22 protein-coding genes are annotated in these 25,395 nt (G+C 69.5%); 15 read left to right on the top strand and 7 right to left on the bottom strand.

Annotation, left to right across the window (positions count from 1 at the left end; genetic code table 11):
- Positions 1–149 precede the first annotated feature (149 nt).
- The 8 genes from BIU90_RS01595 (at position 150) to BIU90_RS17775 (ending at position 7,020) form a co-directional block, all read left to right on the top strand.
- Complete coding sequence (locus tag BIU90_RS01595; protein WP_217640886.1) at positions 150–686, top strand: DapH/DapD/GlmU-related protein; 537 nt, start codon at positions 150–152, stop codon at positions 684–686.
- The gene (locus BIU90_RS01590) at positions 679–1,605 is read left to right on the top strand and encodes a glycosyltransferase (RefSeq protein ID WP_071298499.1); all 927 of its coding nucleotides are present in this window, start codon (positions 679–681) and stop codon (positions 1,603–1,605) included. Before BIU90_RS01595 ends, BIU90_RS01590 begins: the two co-directional genes overlap by 8 nt.
- A complete protein-coding gene (locus BIU90_RS01585; RefSeq protein ID WP_175470109.1) occupies positions 1,602–2,837 on the top strand; it encodes a glycosyltransferase family 4 protein in 1,236 nt (411 codons plus the stop codon). Before BIU90_RS01590 ends, BIU90_RS01585 begins: the two co-directional genes overlap by 4 nt.
- On the top strand, positions 2,834–4,066 hold the full coding sequence (locus BIU90_RS01580; RefSeq protein ID WP_071298497.1) for a hypothetical protein: 1,233 nt from the start codon (positions 2,834–2,836) through the stop codon (positions 4,064–4,066). Before BIU90_RS01585 ends, BIU90_RS01580 begins: the two co-directional genes overlap by 4 nt.
- A complete protein-coding gene (locus tag BIU90_RS01575; protein WP_071298496.1) occupies positions 4,063–4,587 on the top strand; it encodes a DapH/DapD/GlmU-related protein in 525 nt (174 codons plus the stop codon). Before BIU90_RS01580 ends, BIU90_RS01575 begins: the two co-directional genes overlap by 4 nt.
- A gap of 1 nt (position 4,588) precedes the next feature.
- Positions 4,589–5,878, top strand: a complete 1,290-nt coding sequence (locus BIU90_RS01570; RefSeq protein WP_217640885.1) for a hypothetical protein — start codon at positions 4,589–4,591, stop codon at positions 5,876–5,878.
- 122 nt (positions 5,879–6,000) lie between these two features.
- The gene (locus tag BIU90_RS17780; protein ID WP_175470108.1) at positions 6,001–6,465 is read left to right on the top strand and encodes an acyltransferase; all 465 of its coding nucleotides are present in this window, start codon (positions 6,001–6,003) and stop codon (positions 6,463–6,465) included.
- 156 nt (positions 6,466–6,621) lie between these two features.
- Positions 6,622–7,020: a hypothetical protein gene (locus BIU90_RS17775; protein WP_083403594.1), complete on the top strand. Its 399-nt coding sequence runs from the start codon at positions 6,622–6,624 to the stop codon at positions 7,018–7,020.
- On the opposite strand, the gene BIU90_RS01560 is transcribed toward BIU90_RS17775, so the two are convergent.
- The gene (locus BIU90_RS01560; RefSeq protein WP_254786904.1) at positions 7,006–8,487 is read right to left on the bottom strand and encodes a sugar transferase; all 1,482 of its coding nucleotides are present in this window, start codon (positions 8,485–8,487) and stop codon (positions 7,006–7,008) included. The two genes, BIU90_RS17775 and BIU90_RS01560, sit on opposite strands and share 15 nt — an antisense overlap.
- A 966-nt stretch (positions 8,488–9,453) precedes the next feature.
- The gene (locus tag BIU90_RS01550) at positions 9,454–10,896 is read right to left on the bottom strand and encodes a polysaccharide biosynthesis tyrosine autokinase (protein WP_071298492.1); all 1,443 of its coding nucleotides are present in this window, start codon (positions 10,894–10,896) and stop codon (positions 9,454–9,456) included.
- A 156-nt stretch (positions 10,897–11,052) separates the two neighbouring features.
- Here BIU90_RS01550 and BIU90_RS01545 point away from each other — a divergent pair, with 156 nt between their 5' ends.
- The 4 genes from BIU90_RS01545 (at position 11,053) to BIU90_RS01530 (ending at position 15,294) form a co-directional block, all read left to right on the top strand.
- A complete protein-coding gene (locus BIU90_RS01545) occupies positions 11,053–11,775 on the top strand; it encodes a CPBP family intramembrane glutamic endopeptidase (protein WP_071298491.1) in 723 nt (240 codons plus the stop codon).
- 124 nt (positions 11,776–11,899) lie between these two features.
- On the top strand, positions 11,900–13,276 hold the full coding sequence (locus BIU90_RS01540; RefSeq protein WP_071298490.1) for a PP2C family protein-serine/threonine phosphatase: 1,377 nt from the start codon (positions 11,900–11,902) through the stop codon (positions 13,274–13,276).
- A gap of 60 nt (positions 13,277–13,336) precedes the next feature.
- Positions 13,337–14,326 carry a GDP-mannose 4,6-dehydratase gene (locus tag BIU90_RS01535; RefSeq protein ID WP_071298489.1) on the top strand — a complete coding sequence of 330 codons (990 nt, stop codon included), beginning with the start codon at positions 13,337–13,339 and terminating at the stop codon, positions 14,324–14,326.
- Positions 14,326–15,294, top strand: a complete 969-nt coding sequence (locus tag BIU90_RS01530) for a GDP-mannose 4,6-dehydratase (protein ID WP_071298488.1) — start codon at positions 14,326–14,328, stop codon at positions 15,292–15,294. Before BIU90_RS01535 ends, BIU90_RS01530 begins: the two co-directional genes overlap by 1 nt.
- Positions 15,295–15,306: 12 nt before the next feature.
- Here BIU90_RS01530 and BIU90_RS01525 read toward each other — a convergent pair whose 3' ends face one another.
- From BIU90_RS01525 to BIU90_RS01510, 5 genes are all read right to left on the bottom strand, one after another.
- Positions 15,307–15,639 (bottom strand): hypothetical protein, encoded by a 333-nt coding sequence (locus tag BIU90_RS01525; protein WP_071298487.1) that lies wholly within the window; start codon positions 15,637–15,639, stop codon positions 15,307–15,309.
- Positions 15,640–15,858: 219 nt separating this feature from the next.
- Complete coding sequence (locus BIU90_RS01520) at positions 15,859–16,416, bottom strand: hypothetical protein (RefSeq protein ID WP_071298486.1); 558 nt, start codon at positions 16,414–16,416, stop codon at positions 15,859–15,861.
- 2 nt (positions 16,417–16,418) lie between these two features.
- Positions 16,419–17,708 carry an adenylosuccinate synthase gene (locus BIU90_RS01515; protein WP_071298485.1) on the bottom strand — a complete coding sequence of 430 codons (1,290 nt, stop codon included), beginning with the start codon at positions 17,706–17,708 and terminating at the stop codon, positions 16,419–16,421.
- A 166-nt stretch (positions 17,709–17,874) separates the two neighbouring features.
- The gene (locus BIU90_RS18555; protein WP_175470107.1) at positions 17,875–18,045 is read right to left on the bottom strand and encodes a hypothetical protein; all 171 of its coding nucleotides are present in this window, start codon (positions 18,043–18,045) and stop codon (positions 17,875–17,877) included.
- A 139-nt stretch (positions 18,046–18,184) separates the two neighbouring features.
- Positions 18,185–21,766: a S8 family serine peptidase gene (locus BIU90_RS01510; RefSeq protein ID WP_071298484.1), complete on the bottom strand. Its 3,582-nt coding sequence runs from the start codon at positions 21,764–21,766 to the stop codon at positions 18,185–18,187.
- Positions 21,767–21,922: 156 nt separating this feature from the next.
- Between BIU90_RS01510 and BIU90_RS01505 the strand changes: the two genes are divergently transcribed.
- Genes BIU90_RS01505 through BIU90_RS01495 form a run of 3 tightly spaced genes read left to right on the top strand, consistent with a single transcriptional unit; the run spans position 21,923 to position 25,391 of the window.
- On the top strand, positions 21,923–22,600 hold the full coding sequence (locus BIU90_RS01505) for a TetR/AcrR family transcriptional regulator (protein WP_083403626.1): 678 nt from the start codon (positions 21,923–21,925) through the stop codon (positions 22,598–22,600).
- Complete coding sequence (locus tag BIU90_RS01500) at positions 22,597–23,325, top strand: hypothetical protein (RefSeq protein ID WP_071298482.1); 729 nt, start codon at positions 22,597–22,599, stop codon at positions 23,323–23,325. The genes BIU90_RS01505 and BIU90_RS01500 overlap by 4 nt, the downstream gene beginning before the upstream one ends.
- Positions 23,322–25,391, top strand: coding sequence for a YhgE/Pip domain-containing protein (locus BIU90_RS01495; protein ID WP_071298481.1), 2,070 nt, complete (start codon positions 23,322–23,324; stop codon positions 25,389–25,391). Before BIU90_RS01500 ends, BIU90_RS01495 begins: the two co-directional genes overlap by 4 nt.
- Positions 25,392–25,395 lie beyond the last annotated feature (4 nt).

Here is a 25,395-nt window from a genome sequence, read left to right as displayed (position 1 = left end):
ACGAGCGGCTTCGAGGCCGTCCGCTCCCGGCAGACCTCCCGGCACCGGTCGTCGGCAGGTTGGTCCTGGACAAGGGACTCGACGCGTTCCGCGGCATCTCACTCCCCCGCCGGTCAGAGCGAGCAGGGCTTCGGTTCCGAGGTGCTCGCGTGAAGATCCGCAACGTCGGCCGTCTGCGGATCGGTGCCGGCGTCGCGCTCGGGGACGGCGTCGTGATCGACGCGTTCTGTCGGCGAGGGGTCTCCCTCGGCGCGAACGTCACCGTCGGCCCCGGCGCCCGTCTGCTAGGGAGCGGGGTCGTCAGTGAGCCCGGCGAGCACATCCTGATCGGTGATCGAACTGCGGTCGGAGCCGGGAACCTCATCTGGGGACAGGGTGGGGTCACGATCGGCGCGGACTGCCTCCTCGGACCCAACGTCACCCTCATCAGCGAGGACCACGTGTTCGCCGACCCGAACGCGCTCATCCGGCAGCAAGGCTCACGACGCCAGCCCATCACGATCGGGGACGACGTCTGGATCGGAGCCGGGGCAACGATCCTCAAGGGCGTCTCGATCGGAACGGGTGCGGTGATCGCTGCGGGCTCGATCGTGACGAAGGACGTTGCACCGTTCCGCATCGTCGCCGGCGTCCCGGCGCGCGACCGGGGTCCTCGGTCCGGATCGGCTGGGAGCAGCGATGGCTGAGGCGACGACGCACATCGAGCTCTCGGTCGTGATCGTGACCTTCAACAGCCGGCATGTCCTCTCCGAGAACCTCGCGCTGCTCGCCGCACGACCACGCACCCAGGTGATCGTGTTCGACAACGCGTCGACGGACGGCACTCCGGACCTCATCAGGTCGAAGCACCCCGGCATCGACCTGATCGAGGGCGACGAGAACATCGGTTTCGCTCGAGCCGTCAACCGCGCATCGGAGCGGGCTCGTGGCGCAACGCTCATGCTGTTCAACCCCGACGCCACGATCAGCGACGTCGACCTCGCGGTCCTGATGCGCGCCTCGGCGGATCATCCCCGCGACGTCGTGGCACCGTTCATCGAACAACCAGCACCGCAGCGGATCGTCTCCGCCGGACGGATGCCCACGATCTGGCGGATGTTGACGCACTACTCGGGACTCTCGCGCATCGCGCGGCGGGTCGGAGCGCTGGAGGGTCACTACCTACTGCCGTCGCAAGCGACGGCAGCTCGTCGCGTCGAGTGGGCGACGGGCGCAGTTCTGGTCGTGCCGATGTCGACCTGGCGGGAACTCCGTGGCTTGTCAGAGCGCTGGTTCATGTACGCGGAGGACATCGAGTTCTGCCATCGAATCGGGTTGTCCGGTCGCAATGTCTGGCTCGTCCCGGAATCGCGAGCGAAGCACCTCGTGGGTGGCAGCGACAGCACGCACTCCATGTCCACGAACCCAGCATGGGTGTTGAACCTCCGCGAGTTCTACACCACCGACCTCCGTCGGCTGCCGTTCGGTGCGCTGCTCTGGACGGTCGTCGTTGCGGGAGGTCTGGCGTCCCGAGCGGCTGTCGCGGCGGCACGACGAGGCCCGAGGGACGCGGCAGCCCGGAGCCTCCGCTCCTACAGTGCAGCTCTGCTCAAGGCCGACCGGTGAGCCATTCGAGAGTGCCGGTCGTCCTCGTCACGGCCTTCGCGAGCGACCCTCGGCTCCCGAGTGAACCGACCATCGGGTGGGAGTACGTCACCGGCTGGCTGGCGGTGGCGGAGGAACGAGACCTGCACGTCGTGGCCGTCATGAACCAGCGGTCCCGCTCAGCGACCTCTGACCGGCTCCGATCGACCGGCATCGACTCGACGCGACTGACGATCGTGAGTCCACCCGAACCTCGCTTCCTCGCCTTCCTCGGGCACCACCGGATGACGAGGATCGAACACATCGTCTGGGCTTGGCGGACACCCGCTGCTGTCCGGCGCGCGGTCGCAGTCGAGGACATCGTCCTCGCCCGCCACGTCACCTTCGCGAGCGAGCTCCTCGCGCCTCCGATCACCTGGCTTCCGCCGAGTGCCTACTCGGTGTGGGGGCCCGTCGGGTCCACTGGCCGAGCGGACGCGTACCTCTTTCCGCCACGGCCCGCCGACTGGCGGAAGCGGTACCTCGTCCAGCGTCTGCGCGATCTGCTGAGCTGGTGGTCCGCTCGGCGTTCCACCAGGAAGGTCGACCTCACGCTGACGACCTCGGAAGTCCTCGCGCGACGAGTTCGCCGGGCGGGCGGCAAGGCCGAGGTGTTCCCGAACACGCGACCGATCAATGCCGCAGGAACGACCGATCGACCCCCGGTCGACCTGGGCAGGCTGCGGCTGCTCTGCGTGGGGAACCTGGTTCCCCTCAAACGGTTCGAACTCGCGATCTCCGCGCTGGCGCACCCCGAGCTGAGCCGCGCGTCGCTGCGTGTCGCCGGGAAGCCGGCACCCGGGCAGGACAACACGCTCCGGCAACTCGCTGAACAGCTCGGCGTGATGGACCGGGTGACGTTCATCGGCCAGGTACCGAGGGAGATCGTGGTCGAGGAGATGACCAAGGCGGACGTCCTCATCCACCTCTCAGCGCGCGAAGGCGGGTCCGGAGTCGTGGGCGAAGCCACCGCCGTGGGTCTCCCCGTGGTGGCCTTCGCTGGGACGGGAGCCGCCGCCGTCCTCGAGTTCGCAGGGGCACCGGGGATCACGATCGGTACCGACGTGCCGCGGACCAGCCAGACCATTGCGTCCGCGATCGTCGATGCGGCGCGACTGCCCCGACGTCCGAGCGGTGTCTGGAGCGAGACGCGGCTCATCGACAAGGAGCGGGAGTTGCTCGACCGCGCAGCCGCCCATCGGAGCCCCAGGTGACCATCGTCGCCCGCGTCCGCGGGGCAGTCGCCCATCCGATCGCACTCCGTCTCGTGGACCAGGGGTCCTGGTCGGTCGCGTTCTTCCTGTTCACGCTGACCTCGAGCCACGTCCTCGGCACATCGGAGTTCGCGAGCCTGACGGTCGTGACCTCGATCGGGGTCATCGCCGCCGCATGTTCGCGGGCCTTCGCCATGGACGGTCGGATCGTCGCGGGAGCCAGAGCCGGGATCAGCGTCACGGAGGCCCTCTCGTCTCGGTCCGTCGCGTGGACATCGGTCGCGTTCGCCGCCGCCGCTGTGCTCGCGAGTGGCGGTTGGCTCGCCCTCGGCTCGGACCGCCCTGACTTCGTCCTGACCGCGCTGGCGGCGCTCGTCGTGCTCGCGGACGGACCGCACTACCTGCTGACGCTCCGGGGACGGTTCGCGTCCGCGATCCTCGGTGCGCTGCCGTACGCCGCCGCGAGCCTGCTCGCAGTCACCCTGTCCGTGGCGCTCCCCGGATCACCGGTCGTCGTGGTCTGGATGATCGGCCTCGCGATCGCGTGTTCCCTCTCTTGGCTCGCGAGCTCGCGGCTTCCGCGGACGGCGAGGAGGGTCCCGGAGGTGACTGGGACGTCGCTCCGGATCTCGGGCGAAGCGCTCTACTCGGCACTCGGGTCACAACTCGGCATCCTCATCATCTTCCTCGTCGCGGTGCCCGCGGCCACCGCGGGGATCCGCTTGGCCTACTCGGTCGTCTTCGCCCCGGTCTTCAGCATCATCCAGGCCCTGACGCCGCTGCTCCTCGTGAAGATGAGCGATCTCGGATCGAAGAGCGGGTCTCGTCGGCCGCGCATCGCCTCCCTGTGGATCATCAGTGGACTCGGCGGCGTTGTCCTGTCCGGTCTAGTCGGGTGGCTGGTCGCCGCGACCGGGGTCGCTGGTCCCACGTACGGTCACACGGCGCCCTTCCTGGTGCCGGTCGGAGCAGCCTTGGCGGGCAACCTCGTCCTCGACACCGCGCTCCTCCTGCTCCGTTTCAACGCGGATTCCCGTGTTCCGCACCGGATCCGGCTCGTAGTGGTCGCTGTCGACCTCGCCGTCCAACTCACGTTCACCCTGACGCTGGGCCTCAACGGTCTGATCGCCGCACTCGTCGCGATGGCCCTCGTGAAGTTCATCGTCGGTGCGATGATCTTCCGACGTCAGACCCGCCCGCAGCCCGACATGGAATCGAGACGAGATTGAGCGCGATCCTGGGACTCACGAAGGAACTCAAGCGTGCGGCTCGTGACGCCTCGCTGAACGGCGTGATCGCCAGCAGCGCGGTCCCGCCGCGGGAGCGCTGGCGCCTCCTCCGAGCTGCCGGGATGCAGGTCGAACGGTGCTTCATCCAGGCGCGGTGCTTCTTCGGCGCACGGAACATCGCCATCGGGAAGGGCACGTTCATCAACTACGGGTGCTTCTTCGACGGGTCCGCACCGATCACAGTCGGGAAGAACGTCCGGATAGGGATGCAGGTCCTGTTCGTCACGGGTTCCCACGAGATCGGGTCGGCCGAACAGCGCGCCGGGGACGAGATCTCCCGCCCGATCGTGGTCGAGGACGGCGCTTGGATCGGAGCACGTGCGACGATCATGCCGGGCGTGACGATCGGCCGCGGTGCCATCGTGGCCGCCGGAGCCGTCGTGACGCAGACTGTGGGTGCACTGGAAACCGTGGGTGGAGTTCCAGCTCGACTCCTCGCGAGCTCCGATGAAGGACGGTGACATGAGCGAACGAACAGCGGCTCGACCGCTTGCACCGACTGTCGCGCAGATCCCCGGAGCCGCCACATCGCCCCCGTGGTTGATGGGCCTGTTCCTGGTCGTCGCGCTCGTGAAGATCCCCGGAACCTCACTGTTCCCGGCGCCAGGACTGCTCCTGGCACTTGCACTGAGTCCTCTCGTCGTCCGCGACGGTCGACGAGACAAACGACTGTTGCTCCTTGCCGGGGCCGGGCTCTGCGCGTTCGTCTCCGGCTTCTTCACGGCCGCCTACACACCAGCGACGGCAGGCCGACCCGGAACCGCCTTCGTAGCGGTGACGCTGTGCGCTTGGCTGCTGTGCATCCCTCTCCTCGTCGCCTTCATCCTCTGGGCCGGGAGGGCGCTGTCCATCAGGGGCGTTGCGATCGTGCTTGCCACGAGCGGGATCATCAGCGCTGTGCTCAACGAACCGCTCGCGTGGAAAGGCAGCCTGGGCGTCTACGTGACGCTCCTCGTGCTCGCACTCGTCTGGGACCGGTCGATGCTCTTCACCCGCGGCGTCCTCGTCGTCTCTGCCGTTCTCAGCGCGATCAACGATGCGCGGTACATGGCGCTCGTCGCGATGTTGACGGTGGTTGCGACCTTCGTCGGACCGTCAGTACGCCAGGCATTCGCACGCCATCCGATTCGTTGGAGCCTCCTGGCAGTCGGTGCGCTGTTGCTGCTCGCACGCGGGGCGATCCTCGCGATGCAGTCGGGTCTGTTGGGCCGAGCAATCGCCCTCCGGACCCAGAACCAGTTCGTCGGCGGCCGGTCCTGGGTCGAAGCAGCGCGCACGGAGTGGGCAGCCACACTGCAGCTCTTCTCGTCGCATCCCTGGGGATTCGGCATCGGCGAGGTGACCAACGGCGGACTCGCACGTGAGGCGATCACGCAGGTGCAGAGCGTGGGAGGTGACTACTCGTCGAGCTACTTCCTCGTGGACGTCTTCGGTGCGCGCGTCGACCTCCACTCGATGACTGCAGACCTCTGGTACCACTTCGGGATCGGCGGAGTGCTGCTGGTCGCGACGATCGCGTTGCTGCTGCTCGCGTCACTGCCGTTGGCCCTGTCCACCATCCGGACCGGCGGGGCGCTCCTTGCCTTCGCCACGCTCGCTGGAGGTTGGGATCTCCTCTTCAGCCCGATGGGGAACCTCGATCGTCTGATCTTCGCCGTCTCCATCGGGCTCCTGTTCACGCGCAGGGTCCGATCCAAGACAGACCCAGCGGGGTCGCTGCCAGCAACCGAAGAGGTCGCGCTCCGGTCCTGAGATGACGGCCGCGAGCGCACAGTTGCCGAACACTCACGATGAAGGACCCCTCATGTTATCTTTCATGAGGGGGTCTCATTGGGGAAGCACGGGTCGGCAGTTCCGCGTATCGACGGGGCCGTTTGGAGTTCCTGGACGGCATCCGAGGAGTAGCGGCGTTCCTCGTCGTGATCGAGCACACGGCGGAAGCCTGGGTACCGGGATACACGCAGTGGTCCATCGACACCGTGAACATCGGTCGGGTCGGGATCGTGGCCTTCTTCATGGTCAGCGGCTATGTGATCGGGCTCACCTTGTCGCACCAGCCGGTGCGGACGTTCGCGATCCGACGCTTCTGGCGCCTCTCCCCGATCTACTGGCTCGCGACGATCATCTGGGTCCTGGTCGATCTGCCGGACACCGATCCGTCATCGAGCTACAGCCTCTTCGTCATCGCCGTCAACGTCACGATGCTCCAGGGTGCCATCCCCGGTCTCGTCGGTATCCTCGGGCCCGCGTGGACACTCGGCGCTGAGCTCCTCTTCTACGTGCAGACCGCGGTCGCGAAGCAAGCGAATGTCCTTCGGGGCTCTGTGTACCTCGGCTAGGTGTGGCTTGCGCTCTACGGCGTCATGGCACTGTCGAATGCGACACGCCAGACCACGTACACGGCCATCGTCCCGCTCATGCTGTTCTTCGCATCGTGCGGCTACAGCCTGTAGCTACGAGACCAAGGGCCCTCGCGGGCGTGGATAGGGTACGCCGTGAGCGTTCTCGTCATTGTCCCAGCCTTGAGCATCCCGCTGCTCTCGTCGCAGGCAACGACGGATCTCGCCTGGGGTCCGTTCGGGTTTAATCTCTCCCACGCCGTCGGAGTCGTACTCTTCCTCGGGTTCTTGGCGCTGCGGGCCCGAGCGGTTCACCCTTTGGTCCTCTGGCTGGGGTCGATCAGTTACGCTCTGTACCTCGCGCACGCTTCGGTGATCGAGGTGGTTCGCCGGGTAGAGGCCCCAGCCGCGGTGGCGTTCCCCGTCGTCATCCTCGCTTCCTTGCTCGTGGCGTGGGTGCTGCACCGGGTCGTCGAGATCCCGTCGATACGGCTGGGGCGACGTCTGTCGGGACCCAGGACCGGTGAATCGGCGCGTGCGTCAGTACGCCCCTGACGAGCTCACAACGGCCCGAGCGGTCCGCCACAACAGCACGAGGTCGCCCATCATCGACCAGTTCTCCACGTAGTAAAGGTCGAGTCGCACCGAGTCCTCCCACGACAGGTCGGACCTGCCGCTGACCTGCCACAAGCCGGTCATCCCGGGCTTGACCAGGAACCGGCGATGCACGTGGACGTCGTACCGATCGACCTCGCGCCGGAGTGGTGGTCGTGGCCCGACCAACGACATGTTGCCGGCGAGCACGTTGAAGAGCTGTGTCAGCTCGTCCAGACTGAATCGGCGCATGAACGCGCCGACCGTGGTGATCCTCGGATCCGCTCGCATCTTGAAGAGGACGTCGTTGCCCTCGGCGCGATCGAGGGCGCTGAGCTCCTGGAGACGCGCTTCGGCGTCGACCACCATCGACCGGAACTTGATCATGTCGAACGGTTGCCCGTTGAGACCGACCCGTTCCTGTCGAAACAGCACCGGACCGGGTGAGGTGCACTTCACCAACAGAGCGAGGAGCGCAAACGCCGGGGACAGGACGATGATCAACACCGCCGAGCCGACGATGTCCAGCGCGCGCTTCGTGTAGCGACGCCGACCACCGTACGTCGGGGTCTCCACGTGGATGAGTGGGAGTCCCTGCACGGGACGGGTGTGGATCCTCGGCCCGCCGATGTCGGTCAGGCTCGGCGCGACGACCAGGTGCTGCTCACCCGGCTCGAGGGCCCAGCTCAGCTGACGGACTCGTTCCGGCGGCAGGTCATCAGCACTGGTGATGACGATGGTGTCGGCACCGGTCTCGTCAACAGCCTGGAGGATGTCATCGAAGCCCCCGTGTCCGCGGATGGTCGAACCCGGGATGACCCCTCGGATCCCGGACGAGACCACCGCGCCGAGGACGCGGTAACCCGCCGCGGGTGTCCTCGTGAGCTCCCCTGCGATGTGGAGCACGCTCGCGGTCGATCCGACGAGGAGGACGCGTGCCGAGTAATCACCACTCCGCCGCTTCGCGACCAACCACTGCCGCCACATCCAGCGAGAGACGAGCAGGACGAGGATGCCGATCGGGAAGGCGATCAGCACGTACCCACGCGCGAGGTCCACGTTGAGCAGGAAGGCCGCGATGGCGATCAGGCCGAACACCCGGGCGCTCGAGTCCGCGACGAGGCGGTACTCGGAACTGCCGAGACCGATCACGCGGGCACCTCTGGTGTCGTACACCGCGAGTGCGGCCAACCACACCAGGATGACGATGATCGAGATACCGGTGTAGCTGAGACGGAGTTCGCTCTGGTTCGTCGCGAGTCGGGAGTCGATCCCGAGCCACGCGATCTGGACGCCGAACACGACCCAGACCAGGACCAGGAAGTCGGTGAAGAGCACGCGACGCGCGTAGGTGCGGCTCCACTCGTCGCCCGGGTCCCGAACCGATGCAGGGCTCCGCTCAGCGGCCAGGCCGGGCTCCTGCGTCACCAGGTCACTCCCCCGTCGGTGGACACTCGCACGTCATCCCCCGCCCACAGCCACACGGCTTGCGCGGCGCGAGCAACCACGACCTCGTCGCCGGGCTCGATCCCAGCCGCGCAACCCAGCTGCGTCGTGGAGGTCTCGGGCGTCACACCGGTCGCCCGCATCGAGTCGACGCGGACTCCGACACATCCACTGACACCCGATCGGGCGATCGTGTACGCGTCGCCGGCGTCGGCCAGCGACCGGACGCCGTCGACCGGCACCGACACCCACGCGCCGGCTCCGCGTCGCCATTCGACGGACTCCGTACAGACGACTGCCGTGGTGTACTGCCCCTGGTACACCTCCCTCGGAGCGCCGCAGGGCGACGCGATCACGCCTGATGACAGGATCAGACCGTCGGGGCCTACGGCAGCTCCGGCTGCCCCTGCCGGAGCGACCACCCAGGTCGATCCACCGTCCACGGACGTGCGGACCACGGGCGTGCAGGTGTCGCCCGTGCCCGTCATCGCCGAGATGGTCGCACCGTCGGCACGGAGAGCGAGCACTGTGCGCACGTCACCCCCCAGGTCGACAGGCTGCCAGCTGGCGCCACCGTCCGTGGTCCGTTCCACAGTGGCCGAACGGTCAGCACAGGAACCGCTTGAGGCTCGCCAGGCATTCTCCGCATCGCTCGCCGTGAGCATGTGTCGACTCCCAGTCGACCCCGCGGCCGCGGTGCTGCCGGAGGTGGGCGGAGCAGAGCTCGCCGTCGCCGAGGCGGTCGCCATCGGCGAGCTGGTGAAGGTCGGAACCGGTCCCGGCGTGCCGTTCGACTCCGGAGCCGTGCGGGCAAGCGCGAGTGCGATCATCACGACGTCGAGCACCACGAGCGCGACCACGACGACCGCCACGACGACGAGGGACCGCCGAGTGCGTGGACCACCGAGGCCGCGGAGCCTCCGGGGCGAAGTCACGCCCGGTTCTCCGTCATCGCTCCGCGCCGCGAGCGGTTCGGAGCCGTCCCCGTCGTGGCTCCTTCGGCGCTTTGGGGCGGTCCACGTCCTCGTCGATTCCGTAGCCGTACGCGTAGCCGTAGCGTCCGTACCCGTAGGCTCCTGGGCCCTTGGTCGGCATCATCGTCATGACGAAGCCGGCGATCGGCGCGCCGACGTTCTCGAGCGACTGGACAGCACCGGCCAGCTGCCCCTTCAAGGTCTTGCCCGACGCCACCACGACGATCGCGCCGGACGCCTTCTTCGCCAGGATCGCAGCATCGGTGACGGGCAGCAGCGGCGGTGCGTCGAAGAGCACGTAGTCGAACTGCCCCTCGAGCGTGGTGATGAGGTCCTGCATCGCGCGGGAACCGAGCAGCTCGGACGGGTTCGGCGGGATCGGACCGGCTGGCAGCACGACCATGTTGCCGCGACCCCAGGGCGCCGCCACGTCGTCGAGCGCCGCGCGGCCGATGAGCACGTCGGTCAGACCGGCGTTGCTCTCGACGTCCATGTACTCGGCTACACGTGGGCGGCGCAGGTCGGCGTCGATCAGGATGACGCGGAAGCCGGCGCTGTCGAGCGCGATCGCCAGGTTGGCCACCGTGGTGCTCTTGCCCTCGGACTGCACCGAGGACGTCATGACGAACGTGCGAGCACCGGTGCCGATGTCGACGAACTGCAGGTTCGTGCGGAGCGTGCGGAACGACTCGGCACGCGGACTCCGCGGGTCGACCTGCACGATGAGCGGACGCTCGGCGGCCTTGTTGTCGAAGGCGATGCCACCGACGATCGGCTTGTCGCTGATCTTCTCCACGTCGGCCTCGGTGCGGACACGGTTGTCGAGTGCCTCGCGGAGCACGGCCAAGCCGACGCCGATCGCCAGCCCGATGAGCAGACCGAGCGCGACGTTGACGGGGACGTTGGGGCTGACCGGGCTGCTCGGGACCTGTGCTTCCTTCACCCGCGTGAGCTTCACAGTGCTCTCGCCGTTCGCGTCGGTGGCCTCGATGTTCTGCACGACGTTGGTCAGGCTCTGCGAGGTGGCGTTGGCGATGTCCGCGGCCTGCGCGGCGTTGGTGTCGTTCACCGAGATCGCGATGAGCGTGGTGTTGAGCGGCGCATCCGCGGTGACCAGCTTCGCCAACTGGTCCGACGTCATGTCGAGCTTCAGACTCGAGATCACTGGCAGCAGCACGATCGGCGTCGTGACGAGGTTCGAGTACGTCAGCACCCGCTGCTGGGTGAAGGTGTTCCCCTGCGCCAGGTCGCTCGCGCTGCCCGACGTCTGCGTCGACACGAAGACCTGCGCCGACGCGGAGTAGACCGGCTGCTTGAGCAGCGAGAACCCGGCCGCGGCAGCGACGCCGACCAGCGCGAGCACCAGGATGAGTGCCCAGCCCTTGCGCAGCACCGAGATGTAGTCGCGCAGTTCCACGCGGCCCGCCTTCCCCGAAGGTTCCCTGTTCGTCCGATGCCCCTGCACGGACGCGCCGGGGTTCTCCCAGCAACCAGCAGGCAAATACTGTCACACGAATGAGTCACGCTCGGGTGCTTTCCGCGTTCCGGGGCCCGAGTCCTCTACGGTGACGACATGAGCACCGCTCCGGAGCCGACCACCACCGACGTCGAAGCGGCACGACACCGCGACCTGGTCGTCCTGCTGATCGCGATGGTCGTGGCGGCCGTGCTCGAGCGGTTCGTCACCGGCTTCGCCCGGAGCGGCGGCATCCCGGCACCGGTCCTGCAGGTGGTGACCGCGGACCTGGCGGTGTGGATCCCGCTGGCCGCAGGCGCCCTGTGGGTGCTGCGCCGGGCCTCCTGGCCGAAGGCGGCCGTGCGCCTCGGACTGGGGTGGGGCGACGCGGTCTTCGCGATCGGGATCGTGATCGTGTGCCGCGGGGTGGACGCGGCGATGTCGATCGCGTTCACGGGATCGACTGGCCTCGCCCCGGTGCCGACACTCGGGACGCCGGACGTCGGACTGCTGATCGTCTCGGCGATCGGTGTGGTCGTGGTCAGCCCCTTCCTGGAAGAAGTGGTGTTCCGCGGCCTGTTCCAGCGGCGCCTGGCGGACGCGCTCACACCGCGCACGCGGTTCCTTGCGGTGCTGCTGACGGCGTTCTTGTTCGCCCTCGTGCACCTGCTGATCGGCAGCCCGGCGACCTCGCTGCTCGGGTTCGAGGTCTTCGTCACGACGTTCCTGCTCGGCCTGCTCACCGGCACCCTGGTGGCGATGACCGGCCGCATCGGGGGCGCAATCCTGGCGCACGTGCTGTTCAACGCGGTGGCGGTCGTCGCCACCTGGCCGCGCTGAACGAGCAGCATGTGCCCTCCTCTGGGGGCACGACACCCCCGGCCCGGAGCGAGCGACACTCACGTCGACTCCGAACCCCACACGTGTTCATCACCAGGACACGGATCAGGATCTGGAGGACCAGATGACGCGGACGACACTCACCTGGAGCGAGCGCTGGTCGCTCACACCGCTCGTCAAGCAGGCACCGTTCGCCGTGCTCGTCGCACTGGCCGCGGCCCTGTCGCTGACGGTCCCCGAGCTCGGCGTCCGCGAGGGGGCCGGCCTGTTCGTCGCCATCGTGCTGACGATCGTGGCGACGGCGTGGTCCGCCGTGGTGACGGTGCGCTGGCCCTCGGTCGCGGTGCTCGTCGGACTCGTCCCGGCACTCGACTTCCTGGCGCTGGGACTGCTGCGCTGGGCGACGGGCACCTCGACGTCGGTCTTCACCGCGCTCGTCGTCCTGCCGGTGGTGTGGATCGCCGCCCAGGAACCCAGACGGAACGTCGTCCTGGCAGCGGCGGGCACCGCGGTGACGATCCTGACGCCGTTCGTCTTCGACATCTCAGAGGTCGCCGCGACGACCGAACTCGTGCGCCTGGGCGTGGTGATCGTCTCGTACGGCACGCTCGCGCTCGTGGTGAACCAGCTCACGCGCCTGCACCTGAAGCAGCTGCGGCGGTCCCGCGACCGCGAGGCGCAGCAGCGCACGGAGATCGAACGCGCCGCGCAGGTGCAGCGCTCGCTGCTCCCCCAGCCCCTCGCGGACGCGACCGGGTTCACGGTGGCCGGCACGTGCCTCCCGGCCAGGACGGTCGGCGGCGACTTCCTCGACTGGTACGAGACCGACGGGGGCCTGGCGCTCACCCTGGGCGACGTGATGGGCAAGGGCGTCGGGGCTGGCCTGCTGGCCGCCGCGGTGCGAGCGGTCCTGCGGAGCTGCCGGACGGATGCGGACCCGGCCGCTGCGGTGACGCGAGCGTCACAGGGGCTCGCGGTCGACCCGACCAGCTCCGGCACGTCGTCGGGGTTCACGACGCTCTTCCACGCCCGACTCGACGGCGACCGCCTGCGCTGGGTCGACGCGGGACACGGGCTGACGGTCATCGTGCGGCGGGACGGGACGGCCGAACACCTCGCCTCGTCGCAGCTGCCGATCGGGCTCGGCCTCGACCCGGACGAGCAGTGGTTCGCCGCCGAGACCCACCTGGGCCCGGAGGACACGCTGGTCTGCATCAGCGACGGCGTGCTCGACCTGTTCGGCGGCGACCTCGAGGCCCTCGACCACGTCGTCGAGATCACCCGCCAGGACATGCGTCCCGAGGCGGTCGTCGAGCGGTTCACCGCGCTGTCCGGTTCGGTGGAGCACGGCGACGACGTCACGGTCGTCGCTTTGCGCCGGGCTGCGGTGGCCGCGGAGCGGCAGGACCGGACGGGAGGCCCGGGTCACCAGGTCGCGCCGGTCGCGATCGCGGAGACCGGCAGGGCCGCCCCCTCGGCATGCGGTTCTCCCATCACTTGATATTTCAATATGGTATGGTCTTCTCCACTGCCGCTGTGGCGATCGGAGAAGAGGACCCTCATGACCAAACGCGCGTTGATCACCGGCGTCACCGGACAGGACGGGATGTACCTGGCCCGTCTCCTGCTGTCGAAGGGCTACACGGTCTTCGGCCTGGTCCGGGGACAGAACAACCCGAAGATCCAGGCGCTGCACGACTGGGCCCCGGAAGTCCGCGTGATCACCGGCGACCTGCAGGACCAGTCGTCGCTCCTCCGGGCACTCGGCCAGGCGCAACCGGACGAGGTCTACAACCTCGGGGCGATCTCGTTCGTCGCGTACTCGTGGGAGAACGCACACCTGACCAGCCAGGTCACCGGCATGGGAGTCCTGAACCTGCTCGAGGCAATCCGGCTCCACGCCGGTACGGACATCGGCAAGGTCCGGTTCTACCAGGCGTCCAGCTCGGAGATGTTCGGTCGCGTGCAAGAGGTCCCGCAACGCGAGACCACCCTGCTCTGGCCGCGCTCGCCGTACGGGGTGGCGAAGGCGTTCGGACACCACATGACGATCAACTACCGCGAGTCCTACGGCATGCACGCGTCCAGCGGCATCCTCTTCAACCACGAGTCACCGCTGCGCGGCCCGGAGTTCGTCACCCGGAAGATCTCCTCGGCGGTCGCGCGCATCGCGCTCGGCCTGCAGGACCAACTGGTGCTCGGCAACCTCGACGCGCAGCGTGACTGGGGATTCGCCGGCGACTACGTCGACGCCATGTGGCGGATGGTGCAGCAGGACACCGCGGACGACTACGTGGTCTCGACGAACGAGACCCACTCCGTCCGCGAGTACCTGGAGATCGCGTTCGAGCACGTCGGGATCACCGACTGGCAGCGGCACGTGACCCAGGACGCCCGGTTCCTCCGCCCGGCCGAGGTCGACCTGCTCATGGGCGACGCCACCAAGGCCCGGACGACGCTGGGTTGGGAGCCCACCGTCGGTTTCGCGGACCTCGTCCGGATGATGGTGACGGCGGACCTGTCCGAGCACGGACTCGTCGGCGCCCGCTGATGCGCACTGCTCTGGTCACCGGCGCCGCCGGCCAGACCGGGAGTTACCTCGGTGAGCAGCTGGTCCGGGCAGGCTGGTCGGTGCACGGAGTCGTGCGGGACGTCGACGACGTGCTCCCGACGGGCGTCCACCGACACCTCGCCGACCTGGACGACCACGCACGCATCACGGCGATCGTCCAACGGCTCCGGCCCACCGCGGTCGTGAACCTGGCGGCGATGAGCTCGGTGGCGCTGTCCTGGACGAACCCGGTCGCGACGGCCCAGGTGAACGGGACCGCAGTCGCCAACCTGCTCCACGCCGTCGGACGACTGGCCGCCGAGGGCGCTCCGGTGCGCTTCGTGCAGGCTTCGAGCGCCGAGGTGTTCGGCCGGTCCGCCGAGTCACCGCAGGACGAGCGGACGCCCATCGCTCCGGTCAACCCGTACGGGGCGGCGAAGGCGCACGCACACCTGCTCGTCCAGGCACATCGCGCAGCCGGACTCCATGCGTCGAACGCGATCCTCTTCAACCACGAGTCACCGCGCCGACCCGAGACGTTCGTCACCCGGAAGATCACGTCGTCGGTCGCCCGCATCGCGGCCGGCCTGCAGGACCGCCTGGTCCTCGGTGACCTCACGGTGCGACGCGACTGGGGATGGGCTCCCGACTTCGCAGATGCCATCGTCCGGATGGTGGACAGCGATCACCCCGACGACTACGTCGTGGCGACGGGGGTGTCACACAGCATCCAGGACTTCGTGCAGGCTGCGTTCGCCGCTGCAGGGATCGCGGACTGGCGGGACCACGTCGACACCGATGCAGCGTACGTCCGCCCCGCCGACGCGGCCGAGCTGCGGGGTGATGCCCGCAAGATCCGGGACGCACTGGGGTGGAGCCCGACAGTGCCGTTCGAGGACATCGTCGGCCGCATGCTCGCCCACGACCAGGCCGTGGCGCTCAGCGCGACCGCGGGGTCGACGCGCTGAGTCGCGACCGGGTCAGTCGACGGGACGGATGACCGGGGGCAGCATGACGTGCAGGCGGTCGGCCAGGTTGGCCTGGGCGTCCTCGAGCGACCCGAAGTCGCCGACGACCATGCCGAAGGTGTCCGAGGCGACGTAGCGGCCGCCGAGCTTGTCGACCGAGCCACCGAAGTAGCCGCCGTAGTTGGCGATCCACTCCCCCTCGGACTCCGACGACCAGGTGAGCTTGGCGCGGGCGGGGCGGGTGCTGCTGACCGCTTCTGCCTCGAGCACGGCGATGGTGTCCACCGTGTCGGTGTCGAGGGTCAGTTCACGCTGCGTCGTGGTGGTGCTGGCGGTGGTGCTCATGGCCGTGCTCCTGTCGCGGTTCGGGGTACGTCGTGCGGTACCTCGAACCTAGGGCGTCGATCCCGGACAGCGCCATGCACCCCCGTCGATTCACGGCTTCCGTTCATCGCTTGTTCGCCCGACACCCGGAACGCCGCGGTCGATCCGGGGCACATCGGGGTACATGTCCCCCGATCCGACCGCGGTGCACCAGCGCAGACCGGACTGGCCGCGACCGGGTCAGGCGACGGCGCGTAGGGCGTCGGCGATGACGGTGAGTGCGCGGTCGATCTCGTCGGCGACGCGCTCGTGCGTGGCGTCGGAGCGGCGGTACGGGTCGTCGACGTCGTCGTCCGCGGGGTTGACCGGTGGCCGCACCGTCCCGCGCAGCCGAGCCACACGTTCGACCAGTCCCTGCGGGGTGGTGACGTCGTTCAGGTCACCAGGCTCGAGCGACTGCAGCACGCGCGCGAACTGCTTGATCGTGAAGGACCGCTTCGAGGCCCTCGGGACGAGTTGCGCCACCGCGGCACGGTGGGAGCGCTCGGCCGTCAGCACCAGGTCGGCGGCGGAGACGATCTCGGGCGTCAGGTACCGCGAGGCGTGGGTCGACGGGTCGCCGCCGAGACGGGACGACTGCGCCGCAGCCGCCCCGTCCATCGCGGCACCGTCGTCGGCGATCGTGCCGGCCGACTCGATGTCGAACGCCGACGCCGCGTCACCCAGGCGTGCCCGGAGGACCTGTGCGCCGAGCGGCGACCGGCAGATGTTGCCGCTGCAGACGAACAGGATCCGCATGCTCAGGAGTCCAGCAGGTCGTGCCGGACGACGATCGCGTCACGCCCGGGGCCGACGCCGATGGCCGAGATCCGGGCGCCGGACATCGCCTCGACCGCCAGCACGTAGTCCTGCGCGTTCTGCGGCAGGTCCTCGAACGAGCGGGCACCGGTGATGTCCTCGGTCCAGCCGGGGAACTCCTGGTAGATCGGCTTCGCGTGGTGGAAGTCCGACTGGTTGACGGGCACTTCTTCCACGCGCTCGCCGTCGACGTCGTACGCCACGCAGACCGGGATGGTCTCGAGCCCGGTCAGGACGTCGAGCTTGGTGAGCACGAAGTCCGTCACGCCGTTGATGCGCGCCGTGTACCGGGCGATCGGGGCGTCGTACCAGCCGCAGCGGCGGGGACGGCCGGTGGTGGTGCCGAACTCGAAGCCGTTGGCGCGCAGGAACTCGCCCGACGCGTCGAACAGCTCGGTCGGGAACGGGCCGGCGCCGACACGGGTCGTGTACGCCTTGACGATGCCGATGATGCGCTCGAGCTTGCCCGGGCCGATGCCGGAGCCCGTGGCCGCCCCGCCCGCGGTGGCGGACGAAGAGGTCACGAACGGGTAGGTGCCGTGGTCGACGTCGAGCATCGTGGCCTGGCCGGCTTCGAACAGGACGGTGTCGCCCCGCTCGAGCGCCTGGTGGATCTCGAGCGCGGTGTCGGCGACCATCGGGCGCAGGCGGTCGGCGAACGACAGCAGCGACTCGACCACCTCGTCCACGTCGATCGCGCGACGGTTGAAGACCTTGACCAGCAGGTGGTTCTTCTGGTCGAGCGCGGCTTCGACCTTCTGGCGCAGGATGTTCTCGTCGAAGATGTCCTGGATCCGGATGCCGACGCGGTTGATCTTGTCCGCGTAGGTCGGGCCGATGCCACGCCCGGTGGTGCCGATCTGGCGCTTGCCGAGGAAGCGCTCGGTCACCTTGTCGATGGTGCGGTGGTAGTGCGTGATGACGTGGGCGTTCGCCGAGACGCGGAGCTTGGAGACGTCGACCCCGCGGGCCTTGAGGGCATCGAGTTCCTGGAAGAGCACCTCGATGTCGACGACGACGCCGTTGCCGATGACCGGGGTCACGCCCGGGGTGAGGATGCCGGAGGGCAGCAGGTGCAGCGCGTACTTCTCGCCGCCGACGACCACGGTGTGGCCGGCGTTGTTGCCGCCGTTGAACTTGACGACGTAGTCGATACGGCTGCCGAGGAGGTCGGTGGCCTTCCCCTTGCCCTCGTCACCCCACTGGGCGCCGATGATGACTGCTGCGGGCATCTGGTTCTCCTCACGTTGGCGGAGGACCTCACGCGACCGTCGGGCCGGTGGTCCACCTCAGCCTACACACAGACCCCCTCCGGATGTCACCCTTCACATGACAGACGGGAGGCACGGTGCCAGCTGGCACCGTGCCTCCCGTCGGTCAGGTCGGGACGTCCGCGGATCAGCCGCGGAAGAAGTCGGCGTAGCTCGGGTCGCCCACGAGCGGGCTGTGGCCCGGCTCGGCGAGACGTTGCTCGACCATGGCCTGGATGACGTCCGGCGGGGTCAGCCCACGTCGACGCCACTCCATCGGGTTGGAGCGGAGCTGGTGGAGGTCGTTCTGCGTTCGCATGGGAACACCGTGTCATCGAATCACTAGTTTGTCTAACTACTTGTCCGCGAACCGAACCCGATGGCCCCCGGACAGACGGAAAGCGCCGAGTCCCGAACGGGACCCGGCGCCTTCCGGATGGACCTGACGGTCCGTGCCGCTAGCGGCGGGCGACCTTCGCGGTGGCGGCCGAGGTGGCCGAACCGTCCTGGTAGCCCTTGGCCGACGCCGTCACGCGCACCTGGAACGTGTGCCCCGCGTCGGACGAGCCGAGCTTGTACGTCTTCTCGTCGGCGCCCTCGACGGCGGTGCCGTCACGGAGCCACTGGTAGGCGTAGGTGACCCCGCGGCCGTCCCAGTTGCCGGGCTTGGCGGTCAGCTTCTTGCCGACCGTCGGCGTGCCCGACACGGTGACCGCGCTGCCCTCGCGGAGCGCCAGGACGGGCAGTGCGACCGAGGTCGCCAGCGTGTCCGCCTGGTCGCCGACCGCGTTGTGCAGGTGCAGCAGCAGCACGCGCGGCGTCGTGGTGGCGTCGGCGGCGCGGGTCACCTGGAGCGACCCGGTGTCGGAGAACAGCACCCCGGCGGTCCCGCCCTGCCCGAAGGACAGCGCCGGAGCCGACGGGTCGAACGTGGCCGTCGTGGTGTCGTCGACCGTGTACGAACCGCTCGTGGCGAGCGACGGTGCGTAGGACGACTCGGTCAGCACCGAGTAGTCGAACGCCCCGGTGACGCCGATCGCCTGCTGCGACACGGTCAGCACCTTCACCGCGCTGTCGAACGTGTTGACGTCCTGTCCGGGCGCCCCACCGTTCAGCGGCTGCGAGTCGAGCGTCTCCCCGGTGGCCAGGTCGATCGTCGTCGCGAACGTGGCGTCGACCGCGGCCGACTTGGCGTCGTACACCAGGTAGTCCGGCGTGCCGTCGCGGTTCGCGTCGATGAGCACCTCGACGTTGGTCACGGCGCCGGGGTTGGCGTCGGGACCGGTCGTCTGGACACCGAAGGCCAGCGTGCCGGCTGCCGCACTCGCACCGAATGCGCGGACGTCAGCGGCCTGCAGGGACTGCTTCGCCGAGCCGTCCGGGAACGACTCCTGCGGGTCCGTCCCACCGAGCACGAACGGTGCCACCAGGGCGCCGGTCACGCCGCGACCGGCCAGGGCGAGGTCCGCCGTGGTCTGGTCGGCGGCGAAGGTGACGTCCTTGCCGTGCACCGCGCTGACCGCCTTGGGGGCGGCGTAGGTCGCCAGGCGCAGCGGGTTGTACTTCGACTCGGTCGGGGTGAAGGTCACCAGGCCGGTGGCCGCGGCGACGAACTCCCGCTCGTAGCCCTGCTGGACCGACTCCTGCGTGGGGTCGATCGTGCGGGTGAGCTTCGTCGGGTCGGCGATCGTCATCGTCAGGGTGACGGTGGCGGTGCCGTGCGGGACGACCGTGACGCGCTGCTTGTCGATCGAGAACGCGACCCCGGTCTGGGCGACGCGCGACTGGTAGGCCACGTCGTACGTGTGGGGTCGACCGTCGGTGTTGTTGATCTGCAGCGTGCGCTTCTCGGTGGTGGGCGAGGCGACCTCGACGACGCCGAACGACGCCGTGACGAGCTGGTCGTTCTCGACGCTGCGCACCGTGGTGCCGGCTGTGACCGCCTGCAGCGCGTCGACCCGGCCCGTGCCCTGACGGAGCAGGGTCGCGTCGCCGTCACCGTCGCGCACGTCGTGCGTGGCGGTGTTCATCAGCGTCGCCTTGACGTCCGGCGCCGACCACGTCGGGTGCGACTCGAACGTCAGCGCGGCGATGCCCGCGACGTCCGGGGTGGCCATCGAGGTGCCGCTCATCGACATGCGCCCGTCACCGGTGCCGTTGGCCGCGGAGATCACGTTGACCCCGGGGCCGGCGATGTCCGGCTTGACGATGTCGTCGTACGACCCGTGCACACCACGGCTGGTGAACGACGCGAGCGTGTTCACGGTGTCGGCGTCGGTCGCGAGCTGGAAGCCCTTGAGCTCGGCGGCGAACTGCACGTGCAGGGTCCCGGCCACGGCGGCGGCCTGGAGGCTCGCAGCACTGTCACGGGTCAGCTCGGCACCCGGGATGGTCGTGTTGCCGGCGATGCCGGAGTCGAAGGTGTTGATCGTCCCGGCGAGCAGGACGCCGACACCGCCGGCTGCCTGCACGTTGGTGAAGCGGACACCCGAACCGCACTCGAGCTGCGCGTCCGTCCACTTGAGCCAGACGACCTTGCCCTTCACCTTGGCGGCCTCGTCGGCGCTGAACGCCGCGCAGCCGTCGATGTTCGTGGTCGGCGCGACGACGTCGCCCTCGACCGGCAGGGCACCCTGGTAGTTCTGCGAGTACTGCGCGCGGTAGGTGTTCGCGACGTCCGCCGGGGCGGTCGCCTTGACGCCGTCGTACAGGCTCTGGCCGGTGGCGCTGGCGGCGACCGTCAGGGCACCTTCCGCGTTGCCCGGCGAACCGCCGATGTCGGTGAAGTCGTCGGCGTTGCCGGAGGCGATGACGGGCAGGACACCGCGGGCGGTGAGCGCGTCGATCTTCGCGTTGTCGGGGTCGTCCGGTGCGCCGTAGTCCGAACCGAGGGACAGGTTCAGGACGTTGATGTCCTTGCCCTCGGTCAGCGCCTGGCCGACCCAGTCGAGGGCGGCACCGGTGACGTCGGTCGATCCGCCGGCGTCACCGAAGACCTTGAGTGCGTAGAGCCCGGCCTCGGGCGCGGTGCCCGGGCCGATCCACATGTCCTGCACGGTCTGCGTGGTGAGCGACTTGTAGTCACCGGTGAAGGTCTTCTTGTCGGCGCCCAGGCCGTACCCGGCGATGGTGCCGGACACGTGCGTGCCGTGGTCGCCGCCCTTGCCGTCGATGGGGTTGTCGTCGGGTGCCGGGACGGGCTGGTACGCGGCGCTCGACGGGTCGGCGTTGTAGGTGGGGCCGGCGAAGTCGTAGCCGCCGAGGAACTTCTCGGGGTCGTACGACCCGGCGGCCGGAGCCCCGGTGTTCGCCAGCGCCGCGGCGTAGGCCTCTGCCGTGCCCGGTCCGCCGAAGTCGGCCTGGGTGTAGTCGAGGCCGGTGTCGAGCACGGCGACGTTGACGCCCTTCCCGGTGTGCCCGGTCTGCTGCCAGGCGTCGAGCGCCCGCGTGTAGACGTCACTCGCGGCGTTCTTCGGGCTGACACCGTCGGCACCGGGCTTGACCAGGTCGGGGTCGACGCCGCTGGGGGCTGCCGTCGTGCTGTCGCTGACGGTGGGCTGGACGACCTTCTTCGGCGTCAGCGGGATCACGCTCTCGACGTCCGAGCGCTCCGCGACCTTGCGGAGGGCCTCGACGTCGGCGACGACCGCGACCCCGGGCACCGTGTACTCGGTCGTGTAGAGCTCGGTCGCGTCACCGTCGGCCGACTCCACCGCCTGACGGACCTGCTCGGTGGTCGAGGTGATCGCGGACAGGCGCTGCTTGGCGGCGCTGGACGGGGCCTTCGATTTCGTCAGGTCGCCGCCCTTCGCCTTCGCGTCGACCGCGAGGGCGCCTTCGCCCGTCGTGCGCACGAACGCCGCGATCGTGGTCTGCGGCTTGGCGTTGCGCAGCGGCTGCGCGAGCTTGAGCTCGGCCGAGGACAGGCCGGACGGTGCTGCCGAGGCAGCGCCGCCGACAGCGAGGCCGCCGCAGGCCAGTGCGCCGGCGGCGACGAGGGAGATGAGGATTCGTGGTGCCCGTTTCGAGGACTGCTGCACGGAGGTGCTCCTGCTCGGTGAGGGATGGGAAGTTCCCTGAACTTATGAGTGGTCTCGCAGGGAGCACAGTCCGCACTTTGCAGGACCCCCCGTCCGGGGGACGTACCCCGACCCGCGATCTTGCACAGCGCTGTGCACGTTAGTACGATGGGGTCCGTGACCACTCCCGAGCCTTCGACCCGAGCCCCCAGGCGCGACGCGACCGAGAACCGCGCCGCGCTCATCGACGCCGCGAAGACCGTGCTGCAGCGGGACCCGGACGCCTCGCTCGAGTCGATCGCCACGGCCGCCGGGCTCTCGCGGCGTGCGGTCTACGGACACTTCCCCTCGCGCGACGACCTGGTCCGCGCGGTCGTCACCGCCGGAGCCGCCCGTGTCGCCGACGCCATGCCCACCTCGTCCGACCTCGGCGACCTGCCGCCTGCAGCGCGCATCGCGGCCATTGCCGTCACCCTGTGGTCCGAGGTCTCCCACGTCCGTTCGATGGCCCGGATCGCGGTGCGGAGCCCCTACGGCGAGTCCGTGGCGCAGGTCTTCGCGCCGCTGCGGAACCAGGTGCGGGACGCGTGCGCGCTCGGGATCGCCGACGGGTCGATGCGCGCCGACGTCGACGCCGCCACGCTCGGCCGCCTGGTCGAGGGCGCGTGCATCGCCGTCCTCGACGAAGCCACCCGGTCGGGCACGCCGGACTCCGACGGGCGCCGCATGGTCGTCCTGTCGGCGCTCGGCATGGCCGGCATCGACTGGCGGACGGCACTGCTCAGCGAACCTGTCGAGACGACACCCGCCGCCTCGTCCACGACCACGACGACCACCACGGAGGCCCGCGCGTGACCACCATCGAGATCCAGGACGTCGGCATCGGGGACGAACCCGGCGCGGCACTCCCCCGCGTGTCCGCCGTCGCCGGGCCGCACCGCCCGGGCATCCTCGCCGTCGAGACCGAGCAGGCCCCGGTGCTGGCGTCGCTCGTCGCCGGCGGGCGGATGCGTCCAGGGCACGGCCGGGTGCTGGTCGACGGCCACGACGACACCGGCGCCCTGCGGCAGGCAGTCGCCCTCGTCGACACCCCTGGTGTCGCCGAGCCCTTCCCCGTCATGACGCTCCGCCGCATCGTGCGCGAGGAACTGGCGTTCGCCGAGCAGCGCCCGTCCCGCCAGCAGGTCGCCACCGTGCTCGACGAACTCGGCATGTCCACCTACGCCGACACCGCCATGCAGCGCGTCCCGACCGCCGTGCGCATCCGGCTGCTCGTCGAGCTCGCCCTGCTCCGGGACGGCGTGACCGCGCTCGTGGTCACCTCGCCCGAGCGACACGGCGGCGCGGTCGAGGACTGGTTCGCCGTCGTCCGTGACGTCGCGATGCGCGGCGTGACCGTGGTGCTGGTCACCTCGAAGGCCGCCGCGGCGACGGCCGAACACCTGCTGGCGACCATCCCGGTCCCGCCGGCCGACCTGCCCGCCGAGGGCAGCCCTGAACCCACCGGTCCCGACGACGCGACCTCCCCTGACGGAGGCACCAACAGCCTCCAGACCGCTCCTGTGGAGAACCGCTCGTGACCACCACCTCGCTCGTCCGCGCCGAACTGGCGCGCCTCACCGCCACCCCGCTCGCCCGCCTGGCGTTCATCGCGCTGATGATCGTGCCGCTCCTGTACGGCGGCGCCTACCTGTGGGCCAACCGCGACCCGTACGCCGCACTCGACAAGGTGCCGGCCGCGATCGTGAACCAGGACTCCGGCGCGACCCTCGACGGCAAGCACGTCGACTACGGCACCGACGTCGCCAAGCGGGCGATCGACGGCGCCGACTTCGACTGGAAGCAGACCTCGGCGACGGACGCGCGCTCCGGCGTGCGCAACGGCACCTACGACTTCGTGGTGACGATCCCGCACGACTTCTCGTCGTCACTGGTGTCCGCGCAGACGGACGACCCCAAGCGCGCCGAGCTCGTGATGACGACGGCGGACACCAACTCGTACCTGGCATCGACCATCGCGGAGCAGGCGGGCAAGACCATGCGCACCGCAGTCGCCGAGCAGGTCGGCAAACAGGCCGCCAAGACCCTGCTCGTCGGGCTCGCCGACGTGCGCGACAGCCTGGGCGACGCGGTCGACGGTGCCGGACAGCTCGCGTCCGGCAGCGCCACGGCGTCGGACGGTGCCGACCAGCTGGCGTCCGGGACGGCGCAGCTGGCGACCGGGGCGTCCACGCTCGCTTCCGGGACGGCGTCGCTGCCGTCGCAGACTGCAAAGCTGAACGACGGCGCGCAGCAGGTCGCGACCGGGGCCGGCTCGCTGTCGTCGGGCCTGTCGACGCTGCAGCAGCAGACCGCGTCGCTGCCGGACCAGGCGGCGCAGCTGAACAGCGGGGCGAAGTCGATCTCGGAGAACCTGACGACGCTCGCGCAGACGACCGACCCGGCGCTCGCCACGATCGACGCGCTCACCCCGGCGAGCCTGACGGCTGCGATCGAGCAGGCCGTCACGGACCAGGGCGTCACGCTGACCCCCGAGGCGAAGGCCGCGATCGAGGCCGGCGTGCAGGCACGGCTCGCCGACCCAACGACGCAGCAGGGCATCGCAAAGGCCAAGGCCGGGCTGCAGGGCATCGACCAGCTCCGGGACGGCTCCGGACAGCTGTACGCCGGGACCCAGCAGCTGAACGCCGCGGCGCCGCGACTGACGGCGGGGATCGCGTCGGCCGCGTCGGGCGCCTCGACGCTGTCGAACGGAGCGTCGCAGGTCGCATCGGGCACGTCGGCGCTCGCTGCTGCGGCACCGAAGCTGTCCGACGGTGCGTCATCGCTCGCCACCGGGGCGGCATCGGCGTCGTCCGGTGCGGCATCGCTGGCGGACGGGCTGCACAGTCTGCGTGACGGGTCGGCGTCGCTCGCTTCGTCGCTGGACGAGGGCCGGACGAAGATCCCGGCGTCGACGGCGTCGTCCCGGAACGACCAGGCGTCGGTCATCTCCGACCCGGTCAAGGTGGGTGACGACAACGTCGCCGCGGCGGACAACTACGGCGCCGGCCTGGCACCGTTCTTCATCTCCCTGGCGGCGTGGATCGGCATGTACGCGCTGTTCCTCATCCTCAAGCCGATCTCCAAGCGTGCGATCACCGCCGTGCGCAAGCCGCTGCGGATCGTGCTCGGCGGCTGGCTCACCCCGGTCGTGCTCGGCGTCGTGCAGATGGTGGCGCTGTTCTTCATCGTGCGGTTCGCGCTCGACCTCGGCGTGCAGCTGCCCGTCGCGACGATCGGCGTGATGGTGCTGGCCTCGGCGACGTTCGCGGCGATCCTGATGGCGCTCAACGTGCTGCTCGGGTCCGTCGGGCAGTTCCTCGGCCTGGTGCTCATGCTCGTGCAGCTCGTCACGGCCGGTGGCACGTTCCCCTGGCAGACGCTGCCCGGGCCGTTGGCAGCGCTGCACTTCGCCCTGCCGATGACGTACTCGGTCGACGCGCTGCGCCAGACGATGTACGGCGGGTCGATGAGTGCGGCGTGGTCGGACGCGGGCGTGCTGGCGTGCTGGATGCTCGGCGCGCTGCTGGTCAGCTTCGTGGTCGCCGCCCGCCAGGGCCGCTCCCGCACGCTGCGCGACCTGCGCCCGAGCCTGATCGGGTAGGCGG

The sequence above is a fragment of the Curtobacterium sp. MCBA15_001 genome (assembly GCF_001864835.1).
Taxonomy (GTDB): domain Bacteria; phylum Actinomycetota; class Actinomycetes; order Actinomycetales; family Microbacteriaceae; genus Curtobacterium.
Note: the sequence above shows the minus strand (reverse complement) of the source record. Positions and strands in the feature narration are given on the sequence as shown.

What these genes read in the sequence shown, in the direction of transcription:
- BIU90_RS01530 (WP_071298488.1), top strand. Translation starts at nt 14,326, where the DNA reads ATGCGCACTGCTCTGGTCACCGGCGCCGCCGGCCAGACCGGGAGTTAC.
- BIU90_RS01535 (WP_071298489.1), top strand. Translation starts at nt 13,337, where the DNA reads ATGACCAAACGCGCGTTGATCACCGGCGTCACCGGACAGGACGGGATG.
- BIU90_RS01570 (WP_217640885.1), top strand. Translation starts at nt 4,589, where the DNA reads ATGAGCGAACGAACAGCGGCTCGACCGCTTGCACCGACTGTCGCGCAG.
- BIU90_RS01525 (WP_071298487.1), bottom strand. Translation starts at nt 15,639, where the DNA reads ATGAGCACCACCGCCAGCACCACCACGACGCAGCGTGAACTGACCCTC.
- BIU90_RS01540 (WP_071298490.1), top strand. Translation starts at nt 11,900, where the DNA reads ATGACGCGGACGACACTCACCTGGAGCGAGCGCTGGTCGCTCACACCG.
- BIU90_RS01590 (WP_071298499.1), top strand. Translation starts at nt 679, where the DNA reads ATGGCTGAGGCGACGACGCACATCGAGCTCTCGGTCGTGATCGTGACC.
- BIU90_RS01520 (WP_071298486.1), bottom strand. Translation starts at nt 16,416, where the DNA reads ATGCGGATCCTGTTCGTCTGCAGCGGCAACATCTGCCGGTCGCCGCTC.
- BIU90_RS01545 (WP_071298491.1), top strand. Translation starts at nt 11,053, where the DNA reads ATGAGCACCGCTCCGGAGCCGACCACCACCGACGTCGAAGCGGCACGA.
- BIU90_RS01515 (WP_071298485.1), bottom strand. Translation starts at nt 17,708, where the DNA reads ATGCCCGCAGCAGTCATCATCGGCGCCCAGTGGGGTGACGAGGGCAAG.
- BIU90_RS18555 (WP_175470107.1), bottom strand. Translation starts at nt 18,045, where the DNA reads ATGCGAACGCAGAACGACCTCCACCAGCTCCGCTCCAACCCGATGGAG.